Below are 24,126 nucleotides of genomic sequence, written 5' to 3'. Positions count from 1 at the left end.
AAGTGGATGCCCATTATACTGACGAACAAAGCGAAAACAAGAGTAAAAGATGCGCAAATTTTAATTTTGTCAAATCTTAAGCTAATCTCACGCCAGCAATGGTTATAAATCAAACAAAAACATTCGCGCATTTTAACGATTATGCCAGCTGTAAAAGTCACCATGATGAAAATCACACAATAACCAGATTTGCTCAAATGGGTGGGTATCTGGAAAGCTTAATTGTGCCTGCACATTTTTAAAATCATCGTAATGCCAAATCGGACTGGCGTTACGGATCAACAACTATGTCCGCTCTGATTGATAGCTTTTCTTGGCTTTTTGATTCAACAACCGTCCTAATGCCACTTTGAGCTGCTGTTCAGACGGTGCCTGAGACATCACAGCCAATTCTTGTTGCATCGATAACGATAGCGGTCTGCCAAGTACAGCCATAGCTTCGGTTTCACTGGCATACAAATGCGCCACTTCAATGTCGAGTTTCTGATCACCTTGGTAACAGCTGACATCGGGTTTTCGTGATTCATTATGCCAGATATGGCGCATAGGGGTGCCATACGCCTTTTCGTAACATTTTAAAAATAACTTGGCCGCTTCATGCTCAAGTTCTATTTTTTCTTGCTCACTGTATCTATGCATCTAAGGTGTTATGAATATCTTTTAGTAAGCCTGATGCGCCGAATCTGAATTGCGCTGGCGTCAAACTACTGCATTCTAGTTTTTGTTCAGCAAGTCGTAAGTAAGCACTCGCATCATTCACTGTTCTTACCCCGCCAGCAGCTTTAAAGCCAACTTCTCGGCCTGATGAATTAATTGCATCAAGCATAATTTCAGTTGCTTCTAAAGTGGCATTAACAGGCACTTTTCCGGTGCTAGTTTTAATAAAGTCTGCACCCGCTTCTATCACTAAGCTACTTGCTTTGCAAATAAGCTCAGGCACTTTTAGCTCACCACTTTCTATGATTACTTTGAGACAAGCATCATACTCTGTGCATAACTGCTTGCTCTTATGAACATACAGTTTGGTATTCTCTAGCTCGCCCTGTATCACTTCTTTATATGGGATCACTAAATCAATTTCGTCAGCCCCGTCTAATAAAGCTTGTTTTGTTTCATTAAGCACCGAGTCTAATGACTGCTCGCCATCATAAAAGTTTGTCACTGTTGCAACTTTAACTGACTGCCAGTTTCTTCTTGTCAGTTCTTTTTTTACTAAATCAACAAATTGTGAATAAACGCAAATGGCAGCTGGCAGACCTATCTCAGGACGGACACTATCAAGCAATGCTAATATAGATTGCTCTGTATCGTTTTCATTTAAGGATGTGAGGTCCATTAAGGACAATGCTTGTGCTGCATCTTGTTGTATTGTCATTGTGCTATCCCGTGTATGTGTGAGTCATTCACCAAAGTTAAGTGAATGTATCTCCTCAATCCTAGGGCATTTGTCCGCTAAAGACTCTGCTCAAAATCAAATTTATCTGTTTAGCATATCTCATAACCAAACATAATAAGCTAAATTAAGTAGCTAAAACTTAGCTCAAGGGCTTGTAAATAAAGCCTTAAACCAAATCAAACCCCCTTCTATAACTTTTAGTTATATAGACTAGGTTTTAATTATTTTTTCCTGTTTCAAAGCCGCTATATTCTGCTGCTCTGTAATGTTCTGCACGATAAAAATAGCAGAATATGAATATAACTAAGGGGCAAATGGTGCAGTACTTACCTATCTTTACCAAACTTGATAACAAACCGGTGCTGGTTGTCGGCGGCGGTGATGTTGCACTTCGTAAAGCGCGTGCATTTTTAAAAGCACGTGCGGATGTAACGATTGTAGCCCCTGAGTTTTGCCAAGAGTTACTCGATGCCGAGCAAGATGGCGAAGTTACGCTAATTAAAGACTATTTTAATGAGTCTCACCTTGCAGGCAAAATGCTTGTTATTGCTGCTACTGATGTTGAGTCGGTTAATAACACCGTATTTGAATTAGCAAACCAGCATAATATTTTCGTCAACGTGGTAGACGACCAGCCTAAGTGCTCGTTTATTTTCCCGTCTATTGTTGACCGTGACCCAATTACCATTGCAATTTCAAGCGCAGGCACTGCGCCGGTTTTAGCACGACGTTTACGTGAGAAGTTAGAAACGCTTATTCCACAGCACATTGGCCCATTAGCAACCTTAGTAGGCAGTTTCAGAGATAAGGTAAAGTCACGCTTTAAGCATTTTGCCGATCGCCGCCAATTTTGGGAAAGCGTGTTCGATTCAAGTGTGGTGAGTAAAGTGCAGGTAGGCGATACCGAAGCTGCGACCAAACAACTACACGACATGCTCGACGCTAAAGCTGAGCCGGAAGGTGAAGTATATGTAATTGGTGCCGGCCCGGGCGATCCTGAGCTGCTAACACTCAAAGCGCTTCAGCTTATGCAACAAGCCGATGTTGTGGTGTATGACTACCTCGTCTCTGATGAGATTATGGATTTAGTACGTCGCGATGCAGATTTAATTTGTGTCGGTAAACGACTTAACTACCACAGCGTTAAGCAAGAAGACACCAATCAGATGTTGGTTGACCTTGCGAAACAAGGCAAAAAAGTCTGCCGAATTAAAGGTGGCGATCCGTTTATTTACGGTCGTGGTGGTGAAGAAGTACAAATACTGAAAGCCCACGATGTACGTTATCAAATCGTACCGGGCATTACAGCCGCAGCTGGATGTAGTGCCTATGCTGGTATTCCTTTGACGCACAGAGATCATGCACAAGCAATCCAGTTTGTAACGGGTCACTGTAAAAAGGACGGCCAAGAGTTAGATTGGCAAGGGCTTGCTAAGCCTAACCAAACGTTGGCAATTTATATGGGCGTGATCAAATCACCGCATATTCAGGCTAAATTACTTGAGCATGGCCGCAGTGCTAACACCCCAGTTGCAATCGTTGAAAATGGTACTCGTAAGAATCAACGCGTAGTTAGAACCGAATTAGGCCAATTGGCCGAACAAATTGAGGCACATGAGATTGTCTCACCAGCACTACTGATCATCGGAGAAGTAGCTGCTTTACATGAAGAGTTAGCTTGGTTTGGGCAAAGTGCACAGATCAGCAGTTTTGCTCAGCCACTGACCGATGTGGCGTAACGATTTTATTTTTAATTTTTAAGTAGGACGACGACAATGGCTTTAACACACCTTCAGCAATTAGAAGCTGAAAGTATAAAGATTATTCGCGAAGTCGCAGCCGAGTTTGAAAACCCAGTGATGCTTTACTCTATCGGTAAAGACTCATCTGTACTTTTACACTTAGCGCGTAAAGCATTCTTCCCAGCGAAAATTCCTTTCCCTCTACTACACGTAGACACAGATTGGAAATTCCGCGAGATGATCGAATTCCGTGACCGCTTAGCAAAAGAATATAACTTTGACTTAATCGTCCACAAAAACCCAGAAGGCATTGCCATGGGCGTGGGTCCGTTTACGCACGGTTCAGCTAAACACACTGACGTGATGAAAACACAAGGCTTAAAACAAGCACTAGACAAATACGGCTTTGATGCTGCTTTTGGTGGTGCGCGTCGTGACGAAGAAAAGTCGCGTGCAAAAGAACGTGTGTATTCATTCCGTGATAAGCATCACCGTTGGGATCCTAAAAACCAACGTCCTGAGCTTTGGAACACCTACAACGGTCAGGTTAACCCGGGCGAATCAATCCGTGTATTCCCACTGTCTAACTGGACTGAGCTAGACATTTGGCAATACATCTATCAAGAAAATATCGAAATCGTGCCATTGTACCTTTCTGAAAAGCGTCCAGTTGTTGAGCGCGACGGTACGTTAATCATGGTTGACGATGAGCGTATGCCATTAAACGAAGGCGAAGTACCTGAAATGAAATCTGTGCGTTTCCGTACGTTAGGCTGTTACCCACTAACCGGTGCGGTTGAGTCAGAAGCAAACACTCTGACTGGCATCATCGAAGAAATGTTGCTTTCTACCTCTTCTGAGCGTGAAGGCCGAGTAATTGACCATGATTCATCAGGCTCGATGGAGAAGAAAAAACGTGAGGGGTATTTCTAATGTCTACGGCAAATGAAGTAAGAGAATTAGGTATCGACGCTTATCTAGCGCGCCAACAAGACAAAAGCCTTTTACGCATGATGACTTGTGGTAGCGTGGATGACGGTAAATCAACGCTTATCGGTCGTCTATTACACGACAGCCACCAAATTTATGAAGATCAGCTTGCTGCACTTCACAAAGACAACGAAAAAGTGGGTAACGCAGGTGAAGAGCTTGATTTAGCACTGCTTGTTGACGGTCTACAAGCTGAACGTGAGCAAGGTATTACCATTGATGTTGCGTACCGTTATTTCTCAACGGCGAAGCGTAAATTCATCATTGCTGACACACCAGGACACGAGCAATACACACGTAACATGGTAACAGGTGCGTCTACGAGTGACTTAGCTATCATCTTAGTTGATGCGCGCTACGGTGTGCAAATTCAAACTAAGCGTCATAGCTTTATCTGTGATTCATTAGGTATCAAGCAGTTCGTTGTTGCCATCAACAAGATGGACATCGTGGACTTTGACGAAGCCGTATTTGAAAAAATCAAAGCTGACTATTTGAAGTTTGCTGAGCAGTTAAACGTATCTGACATCAAGTTTGTGCCTATGTCGGCGCTTAAAGGCGACAACGTCGTAACGCGTTCTGAGCACACACCTTATTACACAGATAAGCCATTGCTTGAGTTACTTGAAGATTCTCCAGCAGCAGAGGCGAATACAGACTTTGAAGCGCGCTTCCCTGTTCAGTATGTTGTACGTCCAAACCTTGATTTCCGTGGCTTCCAAGGCACATTAACATCGGGCTCATTAACGGTTGGTCAAGCGGTTAAGGTATTACCATCTGGCAAGCAATCTAGCATCAAAGAGCTAGTGACCTTTGACGGTAACTTAGAGCAAGCGCAAACAGGCCAAGCATTCACAATTACATTAAACGATGAAGTTGATGTAAGCCGTGGTGATGTGATCGTACCTGCTGACTCAACAGCTGCTGTAACAAACCAAGTGCAAGCAAAACTTGTGTGGATGCACGAAGAGCCGTTAGTGCTAGGTAAGAGTTATAACTTCAAGTTAGGTAGCAAAAACACCGCTGCTATCGTGAAGAAAATTGACCATACCATTGATGTAAACACCTTAGAGCAAGGTCAAGCTGACAGCCTACAGTTAAACGAAATTGCGATTGTGACACTAGAGCTGACTGAAAGCATTGTGGCTGATATATATCGCAACAACCACGAAACTGGCGCATTCATTCTGATCGACCGTTTATCAAACCTGACGATTGGTGCAGGCATGATTGAAGCATTACTTTCAGAGCAAGCAACGCAAAACTCAGAGTTTAGCGACTTTGAAGTTGAGTTTAATGCCCTAGTTCGCAAGCACTTCCCGCACTGGCAAGCGCTTGATATTACCAAGCTTAAATAAGCTGTTTATTACCTTATGAAATTCGTAATGCACGTAGGCGGCAAGCAAATGAGACCAATGAGCATAGTTAATCTATGTGATTTGGCGAATGCGCGAAGCCAACAACCGTGCATTGTGAAGGACAACGGGTAATTGCCTGTTATGTGGAGCTAAAGCTAGATGTACGAACAGATCATATTAACAGGCATTATGCTGGCATTGGTGGGTTGCCTTTTTGGCACTCGCCTAAATCCAGCTTGGTTATTTGTCGGTGCCATTGGCACCGGCTATTTAACTGGTCTCATTGAGTTAGAAGAGATGTTAGCCAACTATGCTAACCCATCTCTTATCACCCTTATTCTGTTGATCTTGGTGTCGATTGCCATCGAGAAAACAACCCTAGTGCAAGGTCTTGCACAATCGTTAGCAAAAGGCAGTCTTTCTAAATCAGTCATGAAGCTTGGCTTATCCACTGCGTTTTTATCGTCTTTTACTAATAATACCGCAGTGGTGGCGTCATTAATTTCAGCGATAAAAGACAGCCCAACCCACTCGCCTTCAAAATTATTATTACCGCTGTCTTATACCGCCATTTTAGGGGGCACCTTAACCCTTATCGGCACCTCTACAAATTTAATCGTCAATGGTTTTGCCGTTGAAGCGGGCATGCAACCACTGGGCTTTTTTGATTTTACGCTCGTGGGCTTAGGCGCACTCAGTGTCGGCCTGATCACCATTATAGTGCTACTAAAGTATTTACCTGATCACGGTAAACAAGACCAAGAAGTGGTGCCTTTTTATCTTGAAGGCAAAGTCGAAGCTGGTTCAAAACTAATTGGCCGCACCGTAGAAGAAAACGGTCTGCGTGATTTAAAAGATTTATTCTTAGCTGAAATCATTCATGGTGACCGCCGTATTTGTGCCGTGACGCCTCAGCAAGTTATTCAACAAGGCGACATCTTATTGTTTGTTGGCGACATCAAATCAGTACCTTTATTACAACGTTTTGATGGTTTGAAAATCGTCCATGACAAGCATGAAAAAGACGTTGAGCATTTAGTCGAGGTGGTGATCAGCCAGTCATCTCGCTTTGTCGGTAAAACTGTCAAAGAGGTGCGTTTCCGTGAACAAGTTCACGCAGCCGTAATTGCTATCCGCCGTGGGCATGACCGATTACAAGGGGGTTTAGGGCAAGTGCGCTTACAGGCGGGTGACTCTCTTATTTTGGCGCCGGGCTCAGAGTTCTATCAGTTACCTAACTTAAAGCGTGAGTTCGTGTATATTTCAGGCCTTGATTTACAAACCCATCTTAAGTCGAAAAAGTCTAATTTGGTATTAGCGGGTTTTGTGGCCGTTATTGGGTTAAGCATTTTTGATGTGGTACCGCTAGTTAAAGGGTTACTGGTATTTTTAATCGCGCTATTTGCTATAGGCGCTATTAAGGTTAGTGAATTGAAGCGCCGTTTTCCCATCGAGCTACTTGCTATTGTTGGAAGCGCCATTGGCTTAGCTAAATTAATGATAGATACCGGACTGGCATCACAAATTTCAAATGCACTTTTTTATTTGCTCGGTGACTTCGGTCCATATGGCGCTTTTATCGCTATTTTTGTGATGACCGTGATTTTCACGGAACTCATTACCAATAACGCAGCGGCAGCGCTTTCTTTCCCTGTGGCCTTTGCACTCGCCATTGGTTTTGATGTGAGCCCATTACCTTTTGTGATGGCAGTGGCATTTGGCGCATCGGCGAGTTTTATTTCACCATTTGGCTATCAAACCAACCTCATGGTGTACAGTGCAGGTAACTACCGTATTAAAGACTATGTTACGGTCGGCTTACCGCTTTCAATTATTTATTCAATCACGGTGTTGACCTTAATACCGCTGGTTTTCCCTTTTTAAATAGGTGATGCAATGGATGAAAATATCGTTTGGCATAACTATGCCGTAAACAAGTCACAACGCAGCGAGCAAAAAGGTCACAAACCAGTGATTTTATGGTTCACCGGTTTTTCAGGCTCAGGTAAAAGTACCGTTGCAGGTGCACTAGAAAGTGCCCTTCACCAGCAAGGCGTGCACACTTACCTGCTTGATGGCGACAACGTGCGTCATGGTTTGTGCAAAGACTTAGGCTTCAGCGATGAAGACCGCGTCGAAAATATTCGCCGTGTTGGTGAGCTAAGCAAGCTTATGGTAGACGCAGGACTTGTGGTACTCACCGCGTTTATTTCGCCATTCCAAGCTGAGCGCGACATGGTACGTAACCTTGTCGGTGACGGTGAATTCATCGAGGTCTTTTTAGATACGCCGTTAGATGTCTGTGAGCAACGAGACCCTAAAGGCTTATATAAAAAAGCACGTGCCGGTGAAATTAAGCACTTCACGGGCATAGATTCAGATTACCAAGTACCTGTTAATCCTGAGATCCGTATCGATACCAGCGCGAATAGCCTTGAACAATCAGTACAACAACTGGTAGCGTATCTGAAAGACAAGCAAGTAATTGGATAAGTAATGAATCAAACGGATCTGTTAGAAGAAATTTTACAACTGAGCGTTGAAGCAGGCGATGCCATTATGGGCATCTATGCGAAAAACTTTAACGTTGAGTACAAAGAAGATGAAAGTCCAGTGACCGATGCGGATCTGGCTGCACACAAAGTCATTGCAGCTGGCTTGCAACAACTTACCCCTGATATTCCGGTATTAAGTGAAGAGAGTGCTGGTATTGATTGGGCAACACGTCAAACTTGGAACCAGTATTGGCTAGTTGACCCAATTGATGGCACCAAAGAGTTCATTAAAAAGAATGGCGAATTCACCGTTAATATCGCGCTTATCAAAGCTGGTAAACCTATTTTAGGCGTGGTACACGCACCTGCTTTAAATGTCAGTTACCTGGCTGCAGAAGCCGTTGGAGCATTCAAGCAATGCGACGAAGCACGTATAGAACTCAAAGTCACTAAGAAAGCCAATACTGGTCTTATCAAAGTAGTTGGCTCTCGCTCACATCCATCGCCGGATTTAGCCGCTTATCTTGAGCAGTTTGATGATGTAGAAATGGTACCGAAAGGCAGTTCTCTAAAGCTTTGCTTAGTCGCCGAAGGGGAAGCTGATGTTTACCCGCGTTTAGGTCCTACGTCTGAATGGGATACAGGTGCAGGTCATGCTGTGGCAGAAATTGCAGGCGCGACCATTACCCAAGTTGATGGTTCAGCACTGACGTACAATCAAAAAGAAAGTTACCTCAATCCTTACTTTATCGTATCGAGATTAGAGGCTTAAACTTACTTGTTGGACTTATGGAACAAGTTACTCGTACGAATGATTCGCCCGAGTGACTCGTCCGATTAGCTTGGACAAGTTAAATAAAAAAGCGAAGCACTTTTGAGTAAGGCTTCGCTTTTTTAATTGTATTAAATTCCGTAAAGCACCTGCATCGCTTTATAGTCCACACCAAATGTTTGCTTAGCCCAACGATTCACAAAGTCATTATCAGGTTCAATCTGAGCACAGCGTAAAGCCTGCTCAGCGACAAATGACTGATTAACCATAGAGCAATACCTTTGCTGCCAAAGTTTATTCAGATCACTACTAAAGTCAGTACTTAATTGCGTTAAGTGCTGCTCAAACTTTTGCACCTGATTGATATAATCAGCACTGAGTGGAGCGACATCAGCTTCTGCAAACTCAATATTATGACTGCGGGTGAGATTATCATAAGAGCCTGATTCACTGTTAGATAAGCGCATTCCCAGCAAATTACCCGAGTAGCTTACATTCACTGAATAGGTCTCTTTATGTTCCTTTAGCTGATAGGCGAATGCCTTTTCAACATCTGTCGCCAACTTATTATTTGCATCTTTTGGATCAGGCTTTAGCTCAGTCACTACATATCGCTTTTCAACCTGTCGGTAAGACGTTTGTTTACGGTATTGTGCTTTACCCTCCAAGGTGAGAGATAAAGCGGCAATGCCTGCGTGACTAAACCAAGGGCTCGACTGAAAAGCTTGCTCAAGCTCTGCTTGCGTATTACGAAGTGCATAGCGATGGGCCTGAGCATTGGATGTTTTAAAACGTTCACGCTTATTCACTTTCAAACCAGTAAAACGTGATTTATCAGATTTATCTAATGTTAAACTCACAGGCTGTTGCCAAAGAGCACAGTATCGCTGCGTCAACTCATGTAAATAAAAGCGTTGACCTTGCACTTGCTCTGCCAAAGCTAGGCATTGTTGTTTACCGGCTTTATTTAGAGTGTCTCTGTATTGCTGCAGTTCACCTGCAAGCTGTGCATTGGCAATTAAATTACGATATTCATGCTCAAACCATTTAAATGGATCAGGTTGAGATAAACCCGCAAGCTGCTTGGCTTCCGTTTTCAACCACCCTTCTACGGCTAGTACTTCTTCACGCTGAGTCGCAGCCTGCGCCCCCATAGTCTCAACATGCCATTTATTTTGACTTGCCAGCAAGGACTCTAGTTTACTGGCTGCACCTTTATAGTTTGCACCTAAGCGCAGCATACGCACTTCAATCAAACCTCTGTCGATGATTTTACTGCGCGTTTCAGCAAGGCGCTGTTTTGCCTCTACGTCTTCAGGGTCCTCTAAAAGCGCTTTTTCGTAGAATTCTGCTGCTTGTTGGTACATGCCTTTGCCATACAGCTTGTCACCTTTCTCAACCAAACTCGTACAGGCCGAGAGCATCAGCGCTACCACCAGCCCGATAGATATCTGTGATACTTTCATTCTCTTCCCTTTATTCTAGCCAAACTCATCGCTCAAAATCGTTCTTTGCATCGCAATATATATCAGCCTAAATTGAATGCCCAGTTTAACTGACTATGGCTAATCTTTGCTGAGCGCACAATGAACTAGCATCATCTATATTCAATGGGCGACTCATATAGTATCCTTGGGTTTGTTGACAGTGTAGTTGCACCAACACATCTAGCTGCTCGGATTGTTCAATACCTTCTGCAGTCACAACCAAATTAAAACTTTTTGCGATTGCACAAATGGCTTCTATTAATTGCCTCGGTTTTTCGCCACTTTCTATCCCTTCGATAAACGCCCTATCTATTTTTAGACCATCGACAGGTAAATGATTTAAGCGCGCCAAGCTTGAGTAACCCGTGCCAAAGTCGTCAATATAAATACCAAACCCTTGCTCATGCAGAACTTCGAGCGGCTCAACAAGATTATCTTCGGTTGCCATCATCGCAGACTCAGTTAATTCAATTTTAAACTCCTCAGGCTGCAATGCTGAGTGAGTGAATTGCTGGGTCAACCAAGCCATAAATTGCGGACTCTGTAACTGTAACGGCGAAACATTCACACTCATAAAAATATTGCTGCCACTATGTTGCTTCATAAACGCCATGGCTTTTGCAAACACCCATTGACCTAACATAGTGATTTTGGCGCACTCTTCCGCAATCGGAATGAACTCTGCAGGGCTCACAAAGCCCAAACTTGGACTTTGCCATCTTAACAAAGCTTCGAAGCCTTTTAACACTTTGCCATACTGGCAAAAGATTGGCTGAAAATTAAGAGTCAACTCTTGATCTAGATTGATATCTTGAAGTGCACGCTCAATCTCATTCTTACGTGCTGCCTGACATGCAATATCTCGGGTGTAGATATGAAACGCATTCTTACCACGTTGTTTAGCTTCATACATAGCTACATCAGCATCATGTAACAGCTTTTCAGCTTTGACATTAGTACAAGGTGTTGTGAATGTGCGCACACCGATACTGCCGCTTACGCTATGGGTATGCTGTTTATAAGTAAATGGCTTACGGATCTCAGACAACATATCTTCAAGTATGCCTTCGAGCGGTCTTTCTAAGTTTTCTAAATCAAATAACACAGCAAACTCATCACCACCAAGACGAGCAATATCAGCAAAACTGCCGAGTAATAGCTGCATACGACCCGCAAACTCCACCAGCAATTTATCACCCGCTAAGTGACCTAAGGTATCGTTTATGAGTTTGAACCGATCCAAGTCGATATAAAGTAGGATGAAGGTTTTTCCTCTACTTTCTCTGGCTTCATCTACCAACTTCAAAAAAGCCAAACGATTTAGCAAGTCGGTCAAACTGTCATGACGCGCTTTATACTTAAGCTGCTCATTAAATAGTTTATCTTGAGTGATATCGGTGATCCTGCCTTCGTACAGTACGGCATCAGGGTGATATAACCAATGTCCGCTCTGTCTTAGCCAAATCGTACCATGTTGATCACTGCGTGCTAACCAATCTAACTCTTTATGCTGTTGTTTATCTACAACCACTTGCTGCCATAAAGCTTTGACTTCTTCATCAAGTATAAAGTCTTCCAGCGCGGCCCCCTCTAAGGATGCTGACTCACCCACGAGCAGCTGCTTAAAGGCAGGATTGGCTTCGATTATCTGACCTCGATGATTGAGTACAAATAACCCTTCTCGGCTGTTCATAAACAAACTTTTATATTTTCGTTCTGCCACCACTTGCTGCTGTAGTGCTTGTAAGCGCTTGTCTGATTCTCGTAACACTTTTTGGTTCGCTTGATCTAAACTGGCGGTGCGCTCTATGACTAGGTTATTGATGGTTTGATTCCGGTTGGCAAGTGCTCTCAGTTGAAGCCATACTAAGATCCCGCAAATACTGGCAACAAAAACAAAACCAATAATAATGAGTTGCCTACTCGTTAGGAAATTGGGATTCAACTGCTTCTTTGTATAAAGCTGTAAAGTGAGAGTGCGTCCATTAAAATCAATATCTCTAGACACTTTAGGCACTAAATCAGCGAGTTGGTAAGTATCTTGCCAATCGCTGTTAAACACCACACGCTCATCAGCTAATACTCTCAGGTGCTGTTGAGTATTTTGATACACTTGGCTAAATAAACCTTCAAGCAATAGCGATAACTCAAAACTTAAACCAATGGCTGTTTGCAACCCAAACTCCTGAGGACGAGGTAAGATCAAACTCCACTTATTGCCGTCTTGCCAACTAAGCGTTTGCAAGGTTTGCGTATCAAACAGCATATGATTAAACGCTTCTTTCATCGCACAGCTTTCACCTAGTGTATGTCCATAATCAGCTAAAGGGGCAGCATTTACGATAGTAAAGAAACTATCTTCCGGTGAGGCTAAATCTGGTACTTGCACTCTAAAATCAAAAGAGCCATTTTCTTGATATAACTTTTCAAGCCCTTCTACATCTGATGCTGTAATAGCATGATACACCTCTAAGCTAATCGGCAGTTCACTATTAGATAACTGCGAATGTGCAACTTGGTGAAACAAAGATTGCGTTGATGTCGCTGGTAAAAACGCATCTATGGCATAAATAAGGTGGCCTAATTGGTCCAGCTTAGAGTTAAGTTGATACTCGTATTGAACGAGCTGTAAATCAGCACTTTGCGCTTCTTGTTTATGGTAATACTCATTTACGACAGCACCAACATAGGCCATTAAAGAGATAAAGAGTCCACAATAAATTGTCCCGGACTGAAGCGGTGAACGGAGAAAAGAAATAAATCGGGTCACTATAGACATTGTATAAAAAAGCACTGTATCCTATATGGTACCGATAATAATTCTTATTTGCAGTAATGAAAAGCTTTCTTTTAATTTCATCCCTTTTTATGGGACAAACAACAGCTGTACACGCTCAATCTCCAGAAATTAATATTTATTCATTTAGGAAATATGAATTAATCAAACCCGTTTTGACCCAGTTTGAAGCCGAGTCCGGTATCAAGGTGAACCTAGTCAATGGTAAATCAAATCGATTGCTTGCTCGTTTAAAACAGGATGGTGAAGCGTCTCAAGCCGATGTGATTTTGAGCTCAGATCTAGCACAACTTCACAATCATAAGGATTTATTACAACCCATAGAAAACAGGCAAGCATGGCAAAATGTTTCCAGTGCACTGTATGATGAAAACGGTTACTGGGTCAGCATATCAATGCGCACCCGTGCATTATTTAGCCTGTCAGAGCAAACATCACAACCGATCCCAAATTCATTTGCACAATTAAAGCAAGCAGATTATAAAAGCGCCTTGTGTATTCGAGATTGGCAACATAACTACAATGCAACCTTAGCCGCAGCTCTTCTGACAACAGACAATAAAAATGACAGTGACTGGTTAAAGCTCGGTAATAAATTGTTAGCTAAACGACCAAGCGGTGGAGATCGGGATCAATTACGCGCCCTGGCTCAGGGGCATTGCAAACTGGCCTTCGCCAACCATTACTATTGGCACATGATGAAGCGCGCCGATAACAAGCGAGACCAAATGCTAGCGAAAAAGCTCAGTATTCACTTCTTACAAACTGAAGACGGCCTCACGCCCGTTTCTACCACTTCGGCAGCCATTGCTAAACACGCCCCGAACAAACAAAACGCGGAGCTATTTATCGCTTTCTTACTAACGCAAAAAGCCCAAGAAATTTATGCACAAAGCTTACATGAATTCCCTGTATTGAATGGCATGATGGCCAGCCATGTGCCTTTTAAGCCCAATCTATCAGCCATAAAACAAGGCCTGCTGCGCTTAGCTGATGCCAATAAATTATTGGCAAAACATTAGTCAGCAAATATCGCCTGCAGGTCACAATTAAATAAACTAAACGAATAGGTGCGGTGTCCTAATACCTCATAGGTCACCGCAGGTTTGTAGCCCTGCAATGTTCTCACTTGATGCTGTTTAGCTTGATAGGCCTGCTGTTGATATGTGCCATCATCAAAGTGTCTTCTGAGCGTCAAAAATGGCTCGCTAAACTCCCACTCTAACTTTAGGCCTTTTATATCAACTGGACTGTTCATCGCCGTCCATTGCCCGTTTGTTTTGATATTAACTTGAAAGTCTTGATCACCACAGTTATGGGCAAACAGCAATTCAGGCAATACCCGCTCCGAGTAAGCACTCGGAAAATAGAGGCCTAGATTACCTTTTGTATAATAATGCCCTGTATGACTAAATACCTGGCTATCAAACCTATCGAAGCCCAAACCTCTGACAATCCGCTCAACATTTTGAATATAAGCCTCTGTTACATCACCCGGAAAATACAGTAAGTGTGGCGTGTTGTATTTATCAGGTGTAGCTAACTCAGTAAATTCATAGTTAATTTGCTGCTGATCAAACTGTTGCTTTAATTGAAATCGCTGTGTATCAGATAAACCTTCATGATAGATATGTACAACTGGCTGTTGGCAGGCCGAAAGCATCAACAAACCAATAATAGAAGTAGAAAGGTGTTTAAAATTCAATGGACTGGCTCCATGCCTATTTTTTAGACCAGCCTACATAACATGCCTCTATGCTGTCAATTGCTGCGACTTAACCGCCCTAACAATTATTTAGGTTAATGTACCTTTGAAAGCCAAGTCTGAACTGAGTTACGCGGATATAAGACTTCTTTAAACAATTTATGCTGTTGATGCTCCAGACCCTTTTCATGACTTGGTAACCCTGCCAACACTTTATTGTGATGGGCATTAAATCGTGCCACCAAACTTAGGCCGGTTTGACGCACGAGCGCTTTAGACTTCATCAAATGCACCCTTACATCCTCTGCGGTCATTAGCCCGTTAGCATCTAGGTTCATTAATTCACGTCTTAGCTGACTTCTTACACCCATGCTCACCATACTCCTAATCGTTTAAAAGCGATGCGCAAGTTACCTGTTATTTGCTGCAGAAAAATGACAAGCGCAATAAAACTTAAGACCAAATGGCTCGCGAAAAAGTTTCGTCATTCACCCCAGCTAAGCGTTATACTGTCGCAAAGATGATTTTGAAGATAAACGCCATGTCTGAATACGAACCTGAATACATTGAAATTGAACTAGAAGAAGAACCTATAGAACTATGTAACCTACTCAAAGTACTAGATTTAGCCGAAACCGGCGGGCAAGCAAAACAGTTGATCGCTGATGGCTACGTAGGCGTTAACATGGAGCTATGCACAGTTAAACGAAAAAAAATGTACTCAGGTGACAGCCTACACTTTAATGGTGAAGATTTTTTACTGACCTTAGCTGAGGATGTTACTCCTGCAGTCAAGACAGAGCCTACGCCGCCAACAGAAGAAGCCCCAACTAAACGCAAACGTAGTCGTAGCCGTAAAAACAAAAAAGACAGCGATACAGGTCGCCGTCCTATCTCTTTTGGTTAACACCCCTAAATAAACAGGCAAGTTAAGATGGCCATTTGGTATCATCCAATCACACTTGAGCTATGCCAAAAACTCGATGCGGATTTACATGGCAAAGGCTCCCTTATGAAAACCTTAGGGATCGAAATTTCTGAAATTGGTGATGACTACCTAGTTGCCACCATGCCTGCAACAGCCGGTCATCATAACCCAATCGGTATGGTGCATGGCGGTGCAAATGTCGCCCTTGCAGAAACCGTTGCCAGTTACGCCGCTAATTTTGCCGTCGATTTTGAACAATTTTATTGTGTCGGCCAAGAAATCAACGCCAATCACCTTAAGGCGTCGCGCAACGGGACCTTAACAGCCATAGCGAAACCGCTGCATTTGGGTAAGAGTACCTCAGTATGGGAAGTTAAAATCACCAATGCAAAAGGCGAGTTGTGCTGTATATCACGTATGACAGCGGCAGTTATTGAGCGAGCAAACAAATTGCCTATTTAACCTGAGCTCTGGATAATAAATCTATCTTCAGCGGCTACTTTCAACGTTAACTGCGTTGAATTTATTTGCAATAGGCCAGCTATTGACGAGTAAATTCGCCTTGCCTATATGGATGTAGGTACCTTGGCGATAGCAGGACGCGTGAGCGGTGTTATCGCTAAAAGTCTCCGGCTGCAGACTTGAAAAAGAACTTATAAGTTAAATATTAATACGTAAGTAAACCTCTTAACCAAAGCTCAGGTCATTTAAAGCGTCATTTAGCCATTTCAGCAACACATGACTTGTTTAATAATCTTTATTTGATTTAGCACAACAATAGACAGAGTAGTTTATCGCGCACTAAGTTTTTACAAGTTAGGCTCTAAGTATCTCCTGAGTGAAATATGTATTTGGAGCCCAGTTGTGACCGCTAAAGAACAAATAAAACTGCTAAAAGTCTTCATCGTGATTGGTTTAATCCTCATCGTGACAGGCCACTTTATTATCAGTAAAAAATGACTCGCACATATGGGCCCACTAGGCTTCATTATAGGCGCAGCTTGCATTGCAATTGGCTTAATTAGCTCATTACCGACTAAGATTTATCTGACGATATTGCTAATGAAAAATGAAGAGCACTAATCGCTGACAGCATGCCTAACTGCTTGTTAAACTCACAGCACATTAAGTTAAGAGCATGATGTTTTGGATAAAGTAGAAACCTTAGTAATTGGCGCGGGGGTCATTGGTTTAGCAATCGGAGCTGAACTCAGTCAATCACAAAATGTATTAGTGATTGAGCAAAACACCCACTTTGGTGAGCATACATCGAGCCGTAATAGCGAAGTCATCCACGCTGGTATTTATTACCCCATCGAAAGTTTCAAAGCGTCGCTCTGTGTTCAAGGTAAAGTACACCTTTATAAACACTGCCAAGCATTTCATGTACCCGTCAAACCTATAGGTAAAGTATTAATTGCACAAAACCATGATGAAGCAGAGAAGCTCGAAGCCATACGCCTACAAGCACTTAACAATGGCGTTGACGATTTAGTCTGGCTTTCTAAACAAGCACAGCACCACTATGCGCCAGACCTTCACTTCAGCGAAGCACTCTACTCGCCTTCTACAGGCATTATTGATAGTCATCAGTTGATGAACTCTTTCATCACACAGATTGAGCAAAATCAGAGTCTATATGTTGCAAACACACGCTTTGTGAAAGCCGTACCTGATGAAACTGGGTTTGTGGTTTCTTTGTACTGTGATGGCGAAGAAATACAGTTACATTGTAAACACTTAATCAATACAGCAGGGCTATTTGCACAAGATGTTGCGCGGCACATTGAAGGGGTCAATCACACTTTAATTCCTGAGCTGCATTACTGCCGTGGCCAATACTTTACCTATCAGGGTAAACACCCATTCAAGCACCTTATTTATCCCATACCTGAACAACATGGCCTTGGGATCCACGCGACCCTAGATATGGCTAATCAACTCAAGTTTGGCCCTGATACCGAATTTATCAATAGCCTGAATTATCAAACTGACGCGACACAAAAAGCCAAATTTGTATCGGCGATAAAACGCTACTGGCCCAACTTAGACGAAACCAAGCTACACTGTGACTATGCAGGCATTCGCCCTAAACTCACTGTAAGCGGCCAACAAGATTTCGTCATTCAAACCGAGCTGCAACATGGTATGGCGGGCCTAGTGAATTTATTTGGTATTGAATCCCCCGGACTCACAGCCAGCATGGCCATTGCAAAACATGTCAAAAACGTGCTGCAAACCTAAAATTAAAATAAAAAAGCTTAATATTCATAAACATTCCTAAATATTCATGTTGGTATTTATGGATGAATTACCAAGAATAAGGCGTCAATTACCCCAACAACAGGAATCGGTTATGACACTCGGACAATATATTAAACAGCTGCGTACAGATATGGAATTAAGCCAGCCGCAGCTTGCTGAACGTATGCTGGTAGAGCAAAGTTACTTATCAAAACTTGAAAATGATAAATCTACTCCCTCTAATGAGGTTTTTAGACAGCTGCTCAGTGCGCTATCAATGGATGTCGATGCATTTATGTCGGGTTTAAAAGACAAAGGTAATATGGCGTCGCTAAGACAGATCCCCGACCTAGATAGCTGGTACGCCTCACAACAAGTTACCTCTGAGCATAAGCAGCGTAAATTACTTTATAGCGCCATGCTTTTAATTGCCCTAGGTTCTGCAGTCTTTTATATCGGTTTTCAAAAAATTCTCTTACCTGAACGTTTATATGAATATCGCTCTGAAGGCGTTGTACTAGCAGGCGAGCCTGAAGATATTTTCTCTGTCTGGCATCAATTTACCGACACTCCTGAACAAAGAGAAATTAAAAAACGAGAAATGCATCAAAGAGAATCTATTAAGATTATACTCACTTATACCTATCAAGGGAGGCAATTTACAACTTCAGATGGCGATAACCGAAGATTACATAGACAGGTTGTTTCATCCGAAAGAGAGCAGACCCGCATAGGCAATGTACTAATGCAATTCTTCGGCTTACTGAGCACAATTGCTGGCTTAGTGCTACTTATTATCGAGCCTAAGCTTTCGCGTCAAAGCCGTTAATTTTTATACTTATTTAAAGAAACGATTACCCTATTGCTCTTGAAAGAACTGAAGCTGCTTACTACCAAGAGTTTCCTTTTAAAATCGAAACACTCATAAAGCAAAGAGGTGGCGCATTTAAGTATGGTTAACGCAATCAATCTTATGTGAAGGTTGATAAAAGGATAATAACTGGTACTAACTTTTAGTCATCTAAGGCTGTCGCCGAAGCAATGGTGCATGCATTAAATAAGTTGTAGACCTAATACAAGTGCCATTGTTATGGCACTTGATATTTCATTATCTGAGAAATGAATCAGTTCCAAATACCTGAACGTGAATACATATACTCAGCATCGGCGCACCAGTTTACATCAGCCCATGTGTAATCTTTATAGTAGATTTTATCTACACATGCTGTCATGTAGCCTTCTTCGATTTTGTATACATCTACAACGCATGTCGTGCCCTTACACTTACTCGCACTTGAACGGTTATAAATACCACTGAACTTCCAATCTACTCGAGCAACTTCCTTAGAAGTATTCACCTTAAAAGCAACTTTAGGTGAGAACTGCGGGTTTGACTCAGAGCCCCAACAACGGTTTTGCGTATAGTTATCGTACTTCATTGTATCTACATAGCATGATACAGAGTTAGCGTAAGAGTTAACTGAGAATAGGCCTGCAACAAGCGCCATCAAAGCGATTAGTTTTTTCATTTTAATTGTCCTTATTAATATTTTAATTTCGCTCAATAATGAGCAGGGAATAACCTACCATCAAGAAAAGCAAAAATAAACACTTTATTTACATTAATTAAACACTAGATAAACCTTACTCTTTCTCGGTGTTTATCTATCAATTTTAAAGCTACACTCTGTAAACTAATTACATTGAGAGAAGATATCATGATCGAACAAGGTCAAGCCCTACCGAATGTTGTGCTAACCGAACTGACTACTGACGGCATGAAAAATCACCAAGTGTCTGAATTGTTTGCAGATAAAAAAGTTGTGTTATTTGCTGTACCAGGCGCTTTCACACCAACCTGCTCTGCCGCTCATCTACCTGGTTATGTTGTGCTTGCTGATCAAATCAAAGCAAAAGGCGTTGATATTATTGCCTGTGTGTCAGTTAACGATGCATTTGTAATGAAAGCTTGGGGTGAAGCACATAATGCCAGCGAATTAATGATGCTAGGTGATGGCGATGCGGCATTCACTAAAGCCATTGGTCTAGATAAAGAAACAGGCAGTTTTGGCGGTGTGCGCTCACAGCGTTATGCCATGATCATTGACAATGGCGTAGTGACTGAGCTTGCAGTAGAAGCGGCAGGTGAATTTGAAGTATCAAAAGCGGAATCTATCTTAGAAAAACTTTAATACCAATCCTCAATAATACGCTTTGAAGTAGAAAAGAAAGTGTAACAAAAATGGGCAAGTATTCACGCGCCCATTTTTATTTGATTAACCAGAGCTTTGGTTAATTAGCTGGTTAATATCTAAAAATTAATCGAGAAATCATCCGCATCTAAATGAGCAGGAAAGCTTTTTCTAAATTGCTCAAGTTTCTCTTTGTTGAGCTCAGTGATCACAACTCCAGGCTTGTTATCTTCACCCTGAGCCAAAGTTTCACCAACAAAGTCATAGGCTGCCGTTCCTCCATTATGCGCAACGCCATTACCATCATTACCTACACGGTTACTGGCTAACACATAACATTGGTTTTCAATAGCACGTGCTTGTAGCAAGGTATCCCAAATACGACGGCGCGCCGCTGGCCAGTTGGCGACATTAACCATCACATCATAGTCGTTACGGTTACGCTGAAACACTGGGAAGCGTAAGTCATAACAAATCTGCGGTAACAATCTAAAACCATTAATTGTGAAGACTTTGCGGCTATTACCTGCACGTACATAGTCACCTTCTTTGCCTAGGCAAAATAAATGGCGCTTATCGTAAAACTCAAAGCAGCCATCAGGCCTGCACCAATAAAAGCGATTGGCTTTCTTGCCTTGTTGCTCAACCAGTACAGAGCCAGCAACCACCGCATTGTGTGCAGTGGCTTGCGTTTGCATCCAGTTAAAAACAGGCCCTTGCTCAGCTTCTGCAGAAGCTAAGTTAATCGCAAACCCTGTGGCAAAGGTTTCAGGTAAAAGAATTAAATCAACCGGCTCAATGTGCTGCAATTGCATCGTTAGGTTGTCTAGATTTTGCTGCGGCTGTAACCAAACAATATCGCTTTGCACTAAGGCAACTTTTAAATTTTCTGAGTTTATAGTTGACATAATTTCTCCGCAGCAGCAATCAATGTTGAGTCTTCTTTGGCAAAACACAAACGGATCACTTTATCGTTTGGTGTTTGGTTATAGAATACACTCAATGGGATCGCGGCAACGCCCACGTCTTTGACAAGGTATTCGCAAAACGCCATATCGTCTAACTCGGAAATATCACTGTAATCTAACAATAAAAAATAAGTACCTTCGCTTGGCAAAATTTTAAAGCGACTCTGTGCGAGCGCTTCGATTAACAGGTCGCGCTTTTGCTGATAAAACGCGCTTAACTCGTCAATGTGCTCAGGCTGCTGTGCCATCGCATCGGCGATAGCCAACTGTGCTGGCGTAAAACTCGAGAAGTTGACATACTGGTGGATTTTACGAAATTCTGTCATCAATGCCGCAGGCGCAACACAGTACCCCATTTTCCAACCTGTACAGTGGAATGTTTTACCAAAACTCGACACCACAAAACTGCGGGCAAATAAACGCTCATCACGTAAAGCACTTAAATGCGCTTGCCCATCGAAGCAAATGTGTTCATACACTTCATCACTGATCAAATATAAGTCATGCTGTTCAAGTAAATGTTTTAACGCCTTAATGTCAGCTTGCTTGAACGTCTTAGTGCTTGGGTTATGTGGGGTGTTGATAATAATGGCTTTGGTTTTATCTGTAACTGCCTCAGCCACTTGCTGCCAATCAATTTTATAATCTGGCGCAGTAAGCGCGATATGCACGGTTTTACCACCCGCTAACTCAATCGCTGGCTTATAAGAGTCATAAGCAGGATCGAATACAATCACTTCGTCTTCAGGGCTAACTAATGTCTGAATAGCCACATATAAGGCTTCGGTTGCACCCGATGTCACTGTAACAGAGTGCTCTGCATTCACCGTCAGGTCATACTTGCGTTCAACCAACTGCGCAATTTGCTGTTGCAAAGCAGGTACACCACTCGATGGCGCATATTGGTTAAAACCACTTTGACTGTAATGCGCCAGTCGCTCTTTTAACAGTGTCGGAGCATCAAATTCAGGAAAACCCTGAGATAAATTAAGTGCTTGATACTGATTAGCCAAACCAGTCATTTGCGAGAATATACTCACGCCTAAATTAGGTAATTTACTTTGCACAAGGGCCCCTTTTTTGTTGATGGTGCTTTCGCACGAGCGATGCTATCATTGCCAAAAATAGATGTATAGCCGTCTAAAATTATTTTTGAGATTCTTTATTATGCAGAATAATGCCGCAAAAAGCGCACTGATAGAAGCCGGTCGTTGGGTAAGCCAAAAAGGCTGGGTACCCGCGACAGGTGGAAACTTCTCAATTAAAACAGAAACAGGCTTTGTTGTGACAGCCAGTGGTTACGATAAAGGCCACTTAGCACCTGAGCATTTCTTAGAACTTAATCAACAAGGCGAGATCACCTCCGGTAATGGTAAGCCTTCGGCTGAAACAGCTCTACATTTAAAACTGTATCAACTTCAACCTGATACTGAATGCGTATTGCACACTCACTCAGTAGCGGCCACTGTGCTATCACGCTTTATTAAAGGTGACTCCTTGTATATACAAGGCTATGAGATGCAAAAATCGTTACGCGGTATTAGCAGTCACGAAAGCACATTAAAGATTGCCATTTTCGACAATGACCAAGACATCGACAGACTGGCGGAGCTTGTTGCACAGCACCATCAATCTGAGCCTGTAGTCCATGGCGTGTTGATCCGTGGTCATGGTTTATATGCCATGGGTAACAGTGTGGCAGAAACCCGTCGCCATATTGAAGGGCTAGAGTTTTTATTCGCCTGTGAATTAGAACGCATTAAATTGGAGTCAGCTCTATGATCAAAGCCATCATCACCGATATTGAAGGCACCATTACTCGTATCTCATTTGTGAAAGACATTCTGTTCCCGTATGCTGCTCAGCACCTTGCGCAATTTGTCGAGCAAAACCAAGACAAGCCAGAAGTCGCAGAGCAAATACAGGCGGTAAAAGCCGAAATCGCGCAGCCTGACGCGCCATTAAGCACAGTCATTGATGCCCTACTTGGTTGGATAGCCGAAGATAAAAAAATCACGCCACTTAAACAACTGCAAGGTTTGATCTGGCAAACAGGTTACCAACAAGCTGACTTTACCGGCCACATCTACCCAGACGCACAACAGTTTCTTGCTGAGCAAAAAGCCGCTGGCCGTGAGTTGTATGTGTATTCATCGGGTTCAGTAAAAGCACAACACTTGTTATTTGAACACTCTGATTTTGGCGATATTCGTCCGTTATTCAGTGGCTATTACGACACCAAAGTCGGTGGTAAAAAAGAGCAAGCGTCTTATGAAAATATCTTGGCGCAGCTCCCTTTTTCGGCCAATGAAGTGGTATTTTTAAGCGATGTGTTAGCAGAATTAGACGCGGCCAAAGCTGCGGGTATGCGTACCTTACAGCTGTGGCGCGATGACCAAACCCGTAGCGAAACACACCCATTTATCGAAGATTTTACACAATTTAATGAAGCGTTATTTGTATGAGTAATTTAACTATCTACCGTCATGATGAGCCTGCGCAAGCAATCTTCCAAAGCGCAGACTTTAAAGCCATTCAAACCGAGTTAAACAAGGCTGGCGTGTTATTCGAGCAATGGCAAGCAAATGCCGAAATTGCAGCCGAAAGTACACAAGAAGATATTATTTCAGCCTACGCGGATGACATTGCTCGCGTACAACAAGATGGTAGCTACCAAACCGTAGACGTTATCTCGTTGGCCAAAGGCAACCCTAATGCTGCCGAATTAAGACAAAAGTTTTTATTCGAGCATACTCACAGCGAAGATGAAGTACGCTTCTTTGTGAAAGGTCAGGGGCTATTTTGTTTGCATTTAAACGAGCGCGTTTATCAAGTGTTATGCCAGCAAGGTGATTTAATTTCTGTACCAGCAAACACTCAACATTGGTTCGATATGGGCAGCGCCCCTGAGTTTACCGCCATTCGTTTTTTCAATAACGAAGCGGGTTGGGTTGCACAAAGCACCAACAACGACATTGCCACACAATTTCCTATTTTAGATTAAACTCTTCCTCTGAAATTGTATAAAAAAGAGAACTGATGTTGATCACAC

Annotated in this window: 23 protein-coding genes and 2 pseudogenes; 16 read left to right on the top strand and 9 right to left on the bottom strand. The window is 42.6% G+C overall.

Going from position 1 to position 24,126, the window contains the following annotated elements; translation table 11 throughout:
* Window positions 1-132: 132 nt before the first annotated feature.
* Together ABMY35_RS04800 and deoC are read right to left on the bottom strand one after the other, a co-directional pair.
* A pseudogene (locus tag ABMY35_RS04800) lies at window positions 133-639 on the bottom strand (hypothetical protein).
* The gene (gene deoC / locus ABMY35_RS04795; RefSeq protein WP_349285245.1) at window positions 632-1,375 is read right to left on the bottom strand and encodes a deoxyribose-phosphate aldolase; all 744 of its coding nucleotides are present in this window, start codon (window positions 1,373-1,375) and stop codon (window positions 632-634) included. The pseudogene ABMY35_RS04800 and the gene deoC overlap by 8 nt, the downstream one beginning before the upstream one ends.
* Window positions 1,376-1,713: 338 nt before the next feature.
* Between deoC and cysG the strand changes: the two genes are divergently transcribed.
* The 6 genes from cysG to cysQ all read left to right on the top strand — a co-directional run bounded on the left by cysG (window position 1,714) and on the right by cysQ (window position 8,753).
* Window positions 1,714-3,135 carry a siroheme synthase CysG gene (gene cysG / locus ABMY35_RS04790; RefSeq protein ID WP_349285251.1) on the top strand — a complete coding sequence of 474 codons (1,422 nt, stop codon included), beginning with the start codon at window positions 1,714-1,716 and terminating at the stop codon, window positions 3,133-3,135.
* A 36-nt stretch (window positions 3,136-3,171) separates the two neighbouring features.
* Window positions 3,172-4,071 (top strand): sulfate adenylyltransferase subunit CysD, encoded by a 900-nt coding sequence (cysD, locus tag ABMY35_RS04785; RefSeq protein WP_058028504.1) that lies wholly within the window; start codon window positions 3,172-3,174, stop codon window positions 4,069-4,071.
* On the top strand, window positions 4,071-5,486 hold the full coding sequence (cysN, locus tag ABMY35_RS04780; protein WP_349285244.1) for a sulfate adenylyltransferase subunit CysN: 1,416 nt from the start codon (window positions 4,071-4,073) through the stop codon (window positions 5,484-5,486). Before cysD ends, cysN begins: the two co-directional genes overlap by 1 nt.
* A 159-nt stretch (window positions 5,487-5,645) precedes the next feature.
* Window positions 5,646-7,370 (top strand): SLC13 family permease, encoded by a 1,725-nt coding sequence (locus ABMY35_RS04775; protein ID WP_349285243.1) that lies wholly within the window; start codon window positions 5,646-5,648, stop codon window positions 7,368-7,370.
* Window positions 7,371-7,382: 12 nt separating this feature from the next.
* Window positions 7,383-7,979 (top strand): adenylyl-sulfate kinase, encoded by a 597-nt coding sequence (cysC, locus tag ABMY35_RS04770; protein ID WP_058028501.1) that lies wholly within the window; start codon window positions 7,383-7,385, stop codon window positions 7,977-7,979.
* A gap of 3 nt (window positions 7,980-7,982) precedes the next feature.
* Window positions 7,983-8,753 carry a 3'(2'),5'-bisphosphate nucleotidase CysQ gene (gene cysQ / locus ABMY35_RS04765; RefSeq protein WP_349285242.1) on the top strand — a complete coding sequence of 257 codons (771 nt, stop codon included), beginning with the start codon at window positions 7,983-7,985 and terminating at the stop codon, window positions 8,751-8,753.
* A gap of 131 nt (window positions 8,754-8,884) precedes the next feature.
* Here cysQ and ABMY35_RS04760 read toward each other — a convergent pair whose 3' ends face one another.
* Both ABMY35_RS04760 and ABMY35_RS04755 read right to left on the bottom strand, forming a co-directional pair.
* The gene (locus tag ABMY35_RS04760) at window positions 8,885-10,219 is read right to left on the bottom strand and encodes a tetratricopeptide repeat protein (protein ID WP_349285241.1); all 1,335 of its coding nucleotides are present in this window, start codon (window positions 10,217-10,219) and stop codon (window positions 8,885-8,887) included.
* Between the two features lie 85 nt (window positions 10,220-10,304).
* Window positions 10,305-12,935, bottom strand: coding sequence for an EAL domain-containing protein (locus ABMY35_RS04755; RefSeq protein ID WP_349285240.1), 2,631 nt, complete (start codon window positions 12,933-12,935; stop codon window positions 10,305-10,307).
* 173 nt (window positions 12,936-13,108) lie between these two features.
* Here ABMY35_RS04755 and ABMY35_RS04750 point away from each other — a divergent pair, with 173 nt between their 5' ends.
* Window positions 13,109-14,059, top strand: a complete 951-nt coding sequence (locus tag ABMY35_RS04750; protein WP_349285239.1) for an extracellular solute-binding protein — start codon at window positions 13,109-13,111, stop codon at window positions 14,057-14,059.
* Here the strand turns inward: ABMY35_RS04750 and ABMY35_RS04745 are convergent.
* Together ABMY35_RS04745 and ABMY35_RS04740 are read right to left on the bottom strand one after the other, a co-directional pair.
* A complete protein-coding gene (locus ABMY35_RS04745; RefSeq protein WP_349285238.1) occupies window positions 14,056-14,742 on the bottom strand; it encodes a hypothetical protein in 687 nt (228 codons plus the stop codon). The two genes, ABMY35_RS04750 and ABMY35_RS04745, sit on opposite strands and share 4 nt — an antisense overlap.
* Window positions 14,743-14,837: 95 nt before the next feature.
* Window positions 14,838-15,113 (bottom strand): hypothetical protein, encoded by a 276-nt coding sequence (locus ABMY35_RS04740; RefSeq protein ID WP_349285237.1) that lies wholly within the window; start codon window positions 15,111-15,113, stop codon window positions 14,838-14,840.
* Window positions 15,114-15,283: 170 nt separating this feature from the next.
* Here ABMY35_RS04740 and ABMY35_RS04735 point away from each other — a divergent pair, with 170 nt between their 5' ends.
* The 5 genes and pseudogenes from ABMY35_RS04735 to ABMY35_RS04715 all read left to right on the top strand — a co-directional run bounded on the left by ABMY35_RS04735 (window position 15,284) and on the right by ABMY35_RS04715 (window position 18,743).
* A complete protein-coding gene (locus ABMY35_RS04735) occupies window positions 15,284-15,649 on the top strand; it encodes an RNA-binding S4 domain-containing protein (protein ID WP_349285236.1) in 366 nt (121 codons plus the stop codon).
* Window positions 15,650-15,676: 27 nt separating this feature from the next.
* A complete protein-coding gene (locus ABMY35_RS04730; RefSeq protein WP_349285235.1) occupies window positions 15,677-16,132 on the top strand; it encodes a PaaI family thioesterase in 456 nt (151 codons plus the stop codon).
* Between the two features lie 402 nt (window positions 16,133-16,534).
* Window positions 16,535-16,753: pseudogene (locus tag ABMY35_RS04725) on the top strand (hypothetical protein).
* A 63-nt stretch (window positions 16,754-16,816) separates the two neighbouring features.
* Window positions 16,817-17,914, top strand: coding sequence for an NAD(P)/FAD-dependent oxidoreductase (locus ABMY35_RS04720; RefSeq protein WP_349285234.1), 1,098 nt, complete (start codon window positions 16,817-16,819; stop codon window positions 17,912-17,914).
* A 112-nt stretch (window positions 17,915-18,026) separates the two neighbouring features.
* A complete protein-coding gene (locus ABMY35_RS04715; protein WP_349285233.1) occupies window positions 18,027-18,743 on the top strand; it encodes a helix-turn-helix transcriptional regulator in 717 nt (238 codons plus the stop codon).
* Between the two features lie 295 nt (window positions 18,744-19,038).
* Here the strand turns inward: ABMY35_RS04715 and ABMY35_RS04710 are convergent, their stop codons facing one another.
* Window positions 19,039-19,443, bottom strand: a complete 405-nt coding sequence (locus tag ABMY35_RS04710; protein WP_349285232.1) for a hypothetical protein — start codon at window positions 19,441-19,443, stop codon at window positions 19,039-19,041.
* A gap of 189 nt (window positions 19,444-19,632) precedes the next feature.
* Here ABMY35_RS04710 and ABMY35_RS04705 point away from each other — a divergent pair, with 189 nt between their 5' ends.
* Entirely contained in the window at window positions 19,633-20,106 is a 474-nt protein-coding gene (locus tag ABMY35_RS04705) for a peroxiredoxin (protein WP_349285231.1), read from the top strand.
* Between the two features lie 119 nt (window positions 20,107-20,225).
* On the opposite strand, the gene ABMY35_RS04700 is transcribed toward ABMY35_RS04705, so the two are convergent.
* Window positions 20,226-21,014 (bottom strand): amidohydrolase, encoded by a 789-nt coding sequence (locus ABMY35_RS04700; protein ID WP_349285230.1) that lies wholly within the window; start codon window positions 21,012-21,014, stop codon window positions 20,226-20,228.
* Complete coding sequence (locus ABMY35_RS04695) at window positions 21,002-22,096, bottom strand: methionine aminotransferase (protein ID WP_349285250.1); 1,095 nt, start codon at window positions 22,094-22,096, stop codon at window positions 21,002-21,004. The genes ABMY35_RS04700 and ABMY35_RS04695 overlap by 13 nt, the downstream gene beginning before the upstream one ends.
* Window positions 22,097-22,241: 145 nt before the next feature.
* Between ABMY35_RS04695 and ABMY35_RS04690 the strand changes: the two genes are divergently transcribed.
* Genes ABMY35_RS04690 through ABMY35_RS04680 form a run of 3 tightly spaced genes read left to right on the top strand, consistent with a single transcriptional unit; the run spans window position 22,242 to window position 24,078 of the window.
* Window positions 22,242-22,856: a methylthioribulose 1-phosphate dehydratase gene (locus ABMY35_RS04690; RefSeq protein ID WP_349285229.1), complete on the top strand. Its 615-nt coding sequence runs from the start codon at window positions 22,242-22,244 to the stop codon at window positions 22,854-22,856.
* The gene (gene mtnC / locus ABMY35_RS04685) at window positions 22,853-23,539 is read left to right on the top strand and encodes an acireductone synthase (RefSeq protein WP_349285228.1); all 687 of its coding nucleotides are present in this window, start codon (window positions 22,853-22,855) and stop codon (window positions 23,537-23,539) included. Before ABMY35_RS04690 ends, mtnC begins: the two co-directional genes overlap by 4 nt.
* Window positions 23,536-24,078 carry an acireductone dioxygenase gene (locus tag ABMY35_RS04680; protein ID WP_349285227.1) on the top strand — a complete coding sequence of 181 codons (543 nt, stop codon included), beginning with the start codon at window positions 23,536-23,538 and terminating at the stop codon, window positions 24,076-24,078. Before mtnC ends, ABMY35_RS04680 begins: the two co-directional genes overlap by 4 nt.
* The last annotated feature ends 48 nt before the right edge of the window (window positions 24,079-24,126 follow it).

This window comes from Pseudoalteromonas sp. BZB3 (genome assembly GCF_040104455.1).
GTDB lineage: Bacteria > Pseudomonadota > Gammaproteobacteria > Enterobacterales > Alteromonadaceae > Pseudoalteromonas.
The sequence above is the reverse complement of the archived record's forward strand: the minus strand, read 5'-3'. Positions and strand labels throughout refer to the sequence as shown.

What these genes read in the sequence shown, in the direction of transcription:
- mtnC (WP_349285228.1), top strand. Translation starts at nt 22,853, where the DNA reads ATGATCAAAGCCATCATCACCGATATTGAAGGCACCATTACTCGTATC.
- ABMY35_RS04715 (WP_349285233.1), top strand. Translation starts at nt 18,027, where the DNA reads ATGACACTCGGACAATATATTAAACAGCTGCGTACAGATATGGAATTA.
- ABMY35_RS04740 (WP_349285237.1), bottom strand. Translation starts at nt 15,113, where the DNA reads ATGGGTGTAAGAAGTCAGCTAAGACGTGAATTAATGAACCTAGATGCT.
- ABMY35_RS04730 (WP_349285235.1), top strand. Translation starts at nt 15,677, where the DNA reads ATGGCCATTTGGTATCATCCAATCACACTTGAGCTATGCCAAAAACTC.
- ABMY35_RS04760 (WP_349285241.1), bottom strand. Translation starts at nt 10,219, where the DNA reads ATGAAAGTATCACAGATATCTATCGGGCTGGTGGTAGCGCTGATGCTC.
- cysC (WP_058028501.1), top strand. Translation starts at nt 7,383, where the DNA reads ATGGATGAAAATATCGTTTGGCATAACTATGCCGTAAACAAGTCACAA.
- ABMY35_RS04705 (WP_349285231.1), top strand. Translation starts at nt 19,633, where the DNA reads ATGATCGAACAAGGTCAAGCCCTACCGAATGTTGTGCTAACCGAACTG.
- ABMY35_RS04755 (WP_349285240.1), bottom strand. Translation starts at nt 12,935, where the DNA reads ATGGCCTATGTTGGTGCTGTCGTAAATGAGTATTACCATAAACAAGAA.
- ABMY35_RS04680 (WP_349285227.1), top strand. Translation starts at nt 23,536, where the DNA reads ATGAGTAATTTAACTATCTACCGTCATGATGAGCCTGCGCAAGCAATC.
- ABMY35_RS04750 (WP_349285239.1), top strand. Translation starts at nt 13,109, where the DNA reads ATGGGACAAACAACAGCTGTACACGCTCAATCTCCAGAAATTAATATT.
- ABMY35_RS04735 (WP_349285236.1), top strand. Translation starts at nt 15,284, where the DNA reads ATGTCTGAATACGAACCTGAATACATTGAAATTGAACTAGAAGAAGAA.
- cysN (WP_349285244.1), top strand. Translation starts at nt 4,071, where the DNA reads ATGTCTACGGCAAATGAAGTAAGAGAATTAGGTATCGACGCTTATCTA.
- ABMY35_RS04700 (WP_349285230.1), bottom strand. Translation starts at nt 21,014, where the DNA reads ATGTCAACTATAAACTCAGAAAATTTAAAAGTTGCCTTAGTGCAAAGC.
- cysD (WP_058028504.1), top strand. Translation starts at nt 3,172, where the DNA reads ATGGCTTTAACACACCTTCAGCAATTAGAAGCTGAAAGTATAAAGATT.
- deoC (WP_349285245.1), bottom strand. Translation starts at nt 1,375, where the DNA reads ATGACAATACAACAAGATGCAGCACAAGCATTGTCCTTAATGGACCTC.
- cysQ (WP_349285242.1), top strand. Translation starts at nt 7,983, where the DNA reads ATGAATCAAACGGATCTGTTAGAAGAAATTTTACAACTGAGCGTTGAA.
- ABMY35_RS04710 (WP_349285232.1), bottom strand. Translation starts at nt 19,443, where the DNA reads ATGAAAAAACTAATCGCTTTGATGGCGCTTGTTGCAGGCCTATTCTCA.
- ABMY35_RS04775 (WP_349285243.1), top strand. Translation starts at nt 5,646, where the DNA reads ATGTACGAACAGATCATATTAACAGGCATTATGCTGGCATTGGTGGGT.
- ABMY35_RS04695 (WP_349285250.1), bottom strand. Translation starts at nt 22,096, where the DNA reads ATGACTGGTTTGGCTAATCAGTATCAAGCACTTAATTTATCTCAGGGT.
- ABMY35_RS04690 (WP_349285229.1), top strand. Translation starts at nt 22,242, where the DNA reads ATGCAGAATAATGCCGCAAAAAGCGCACTGATAGAAGCCGGTCGTTGG.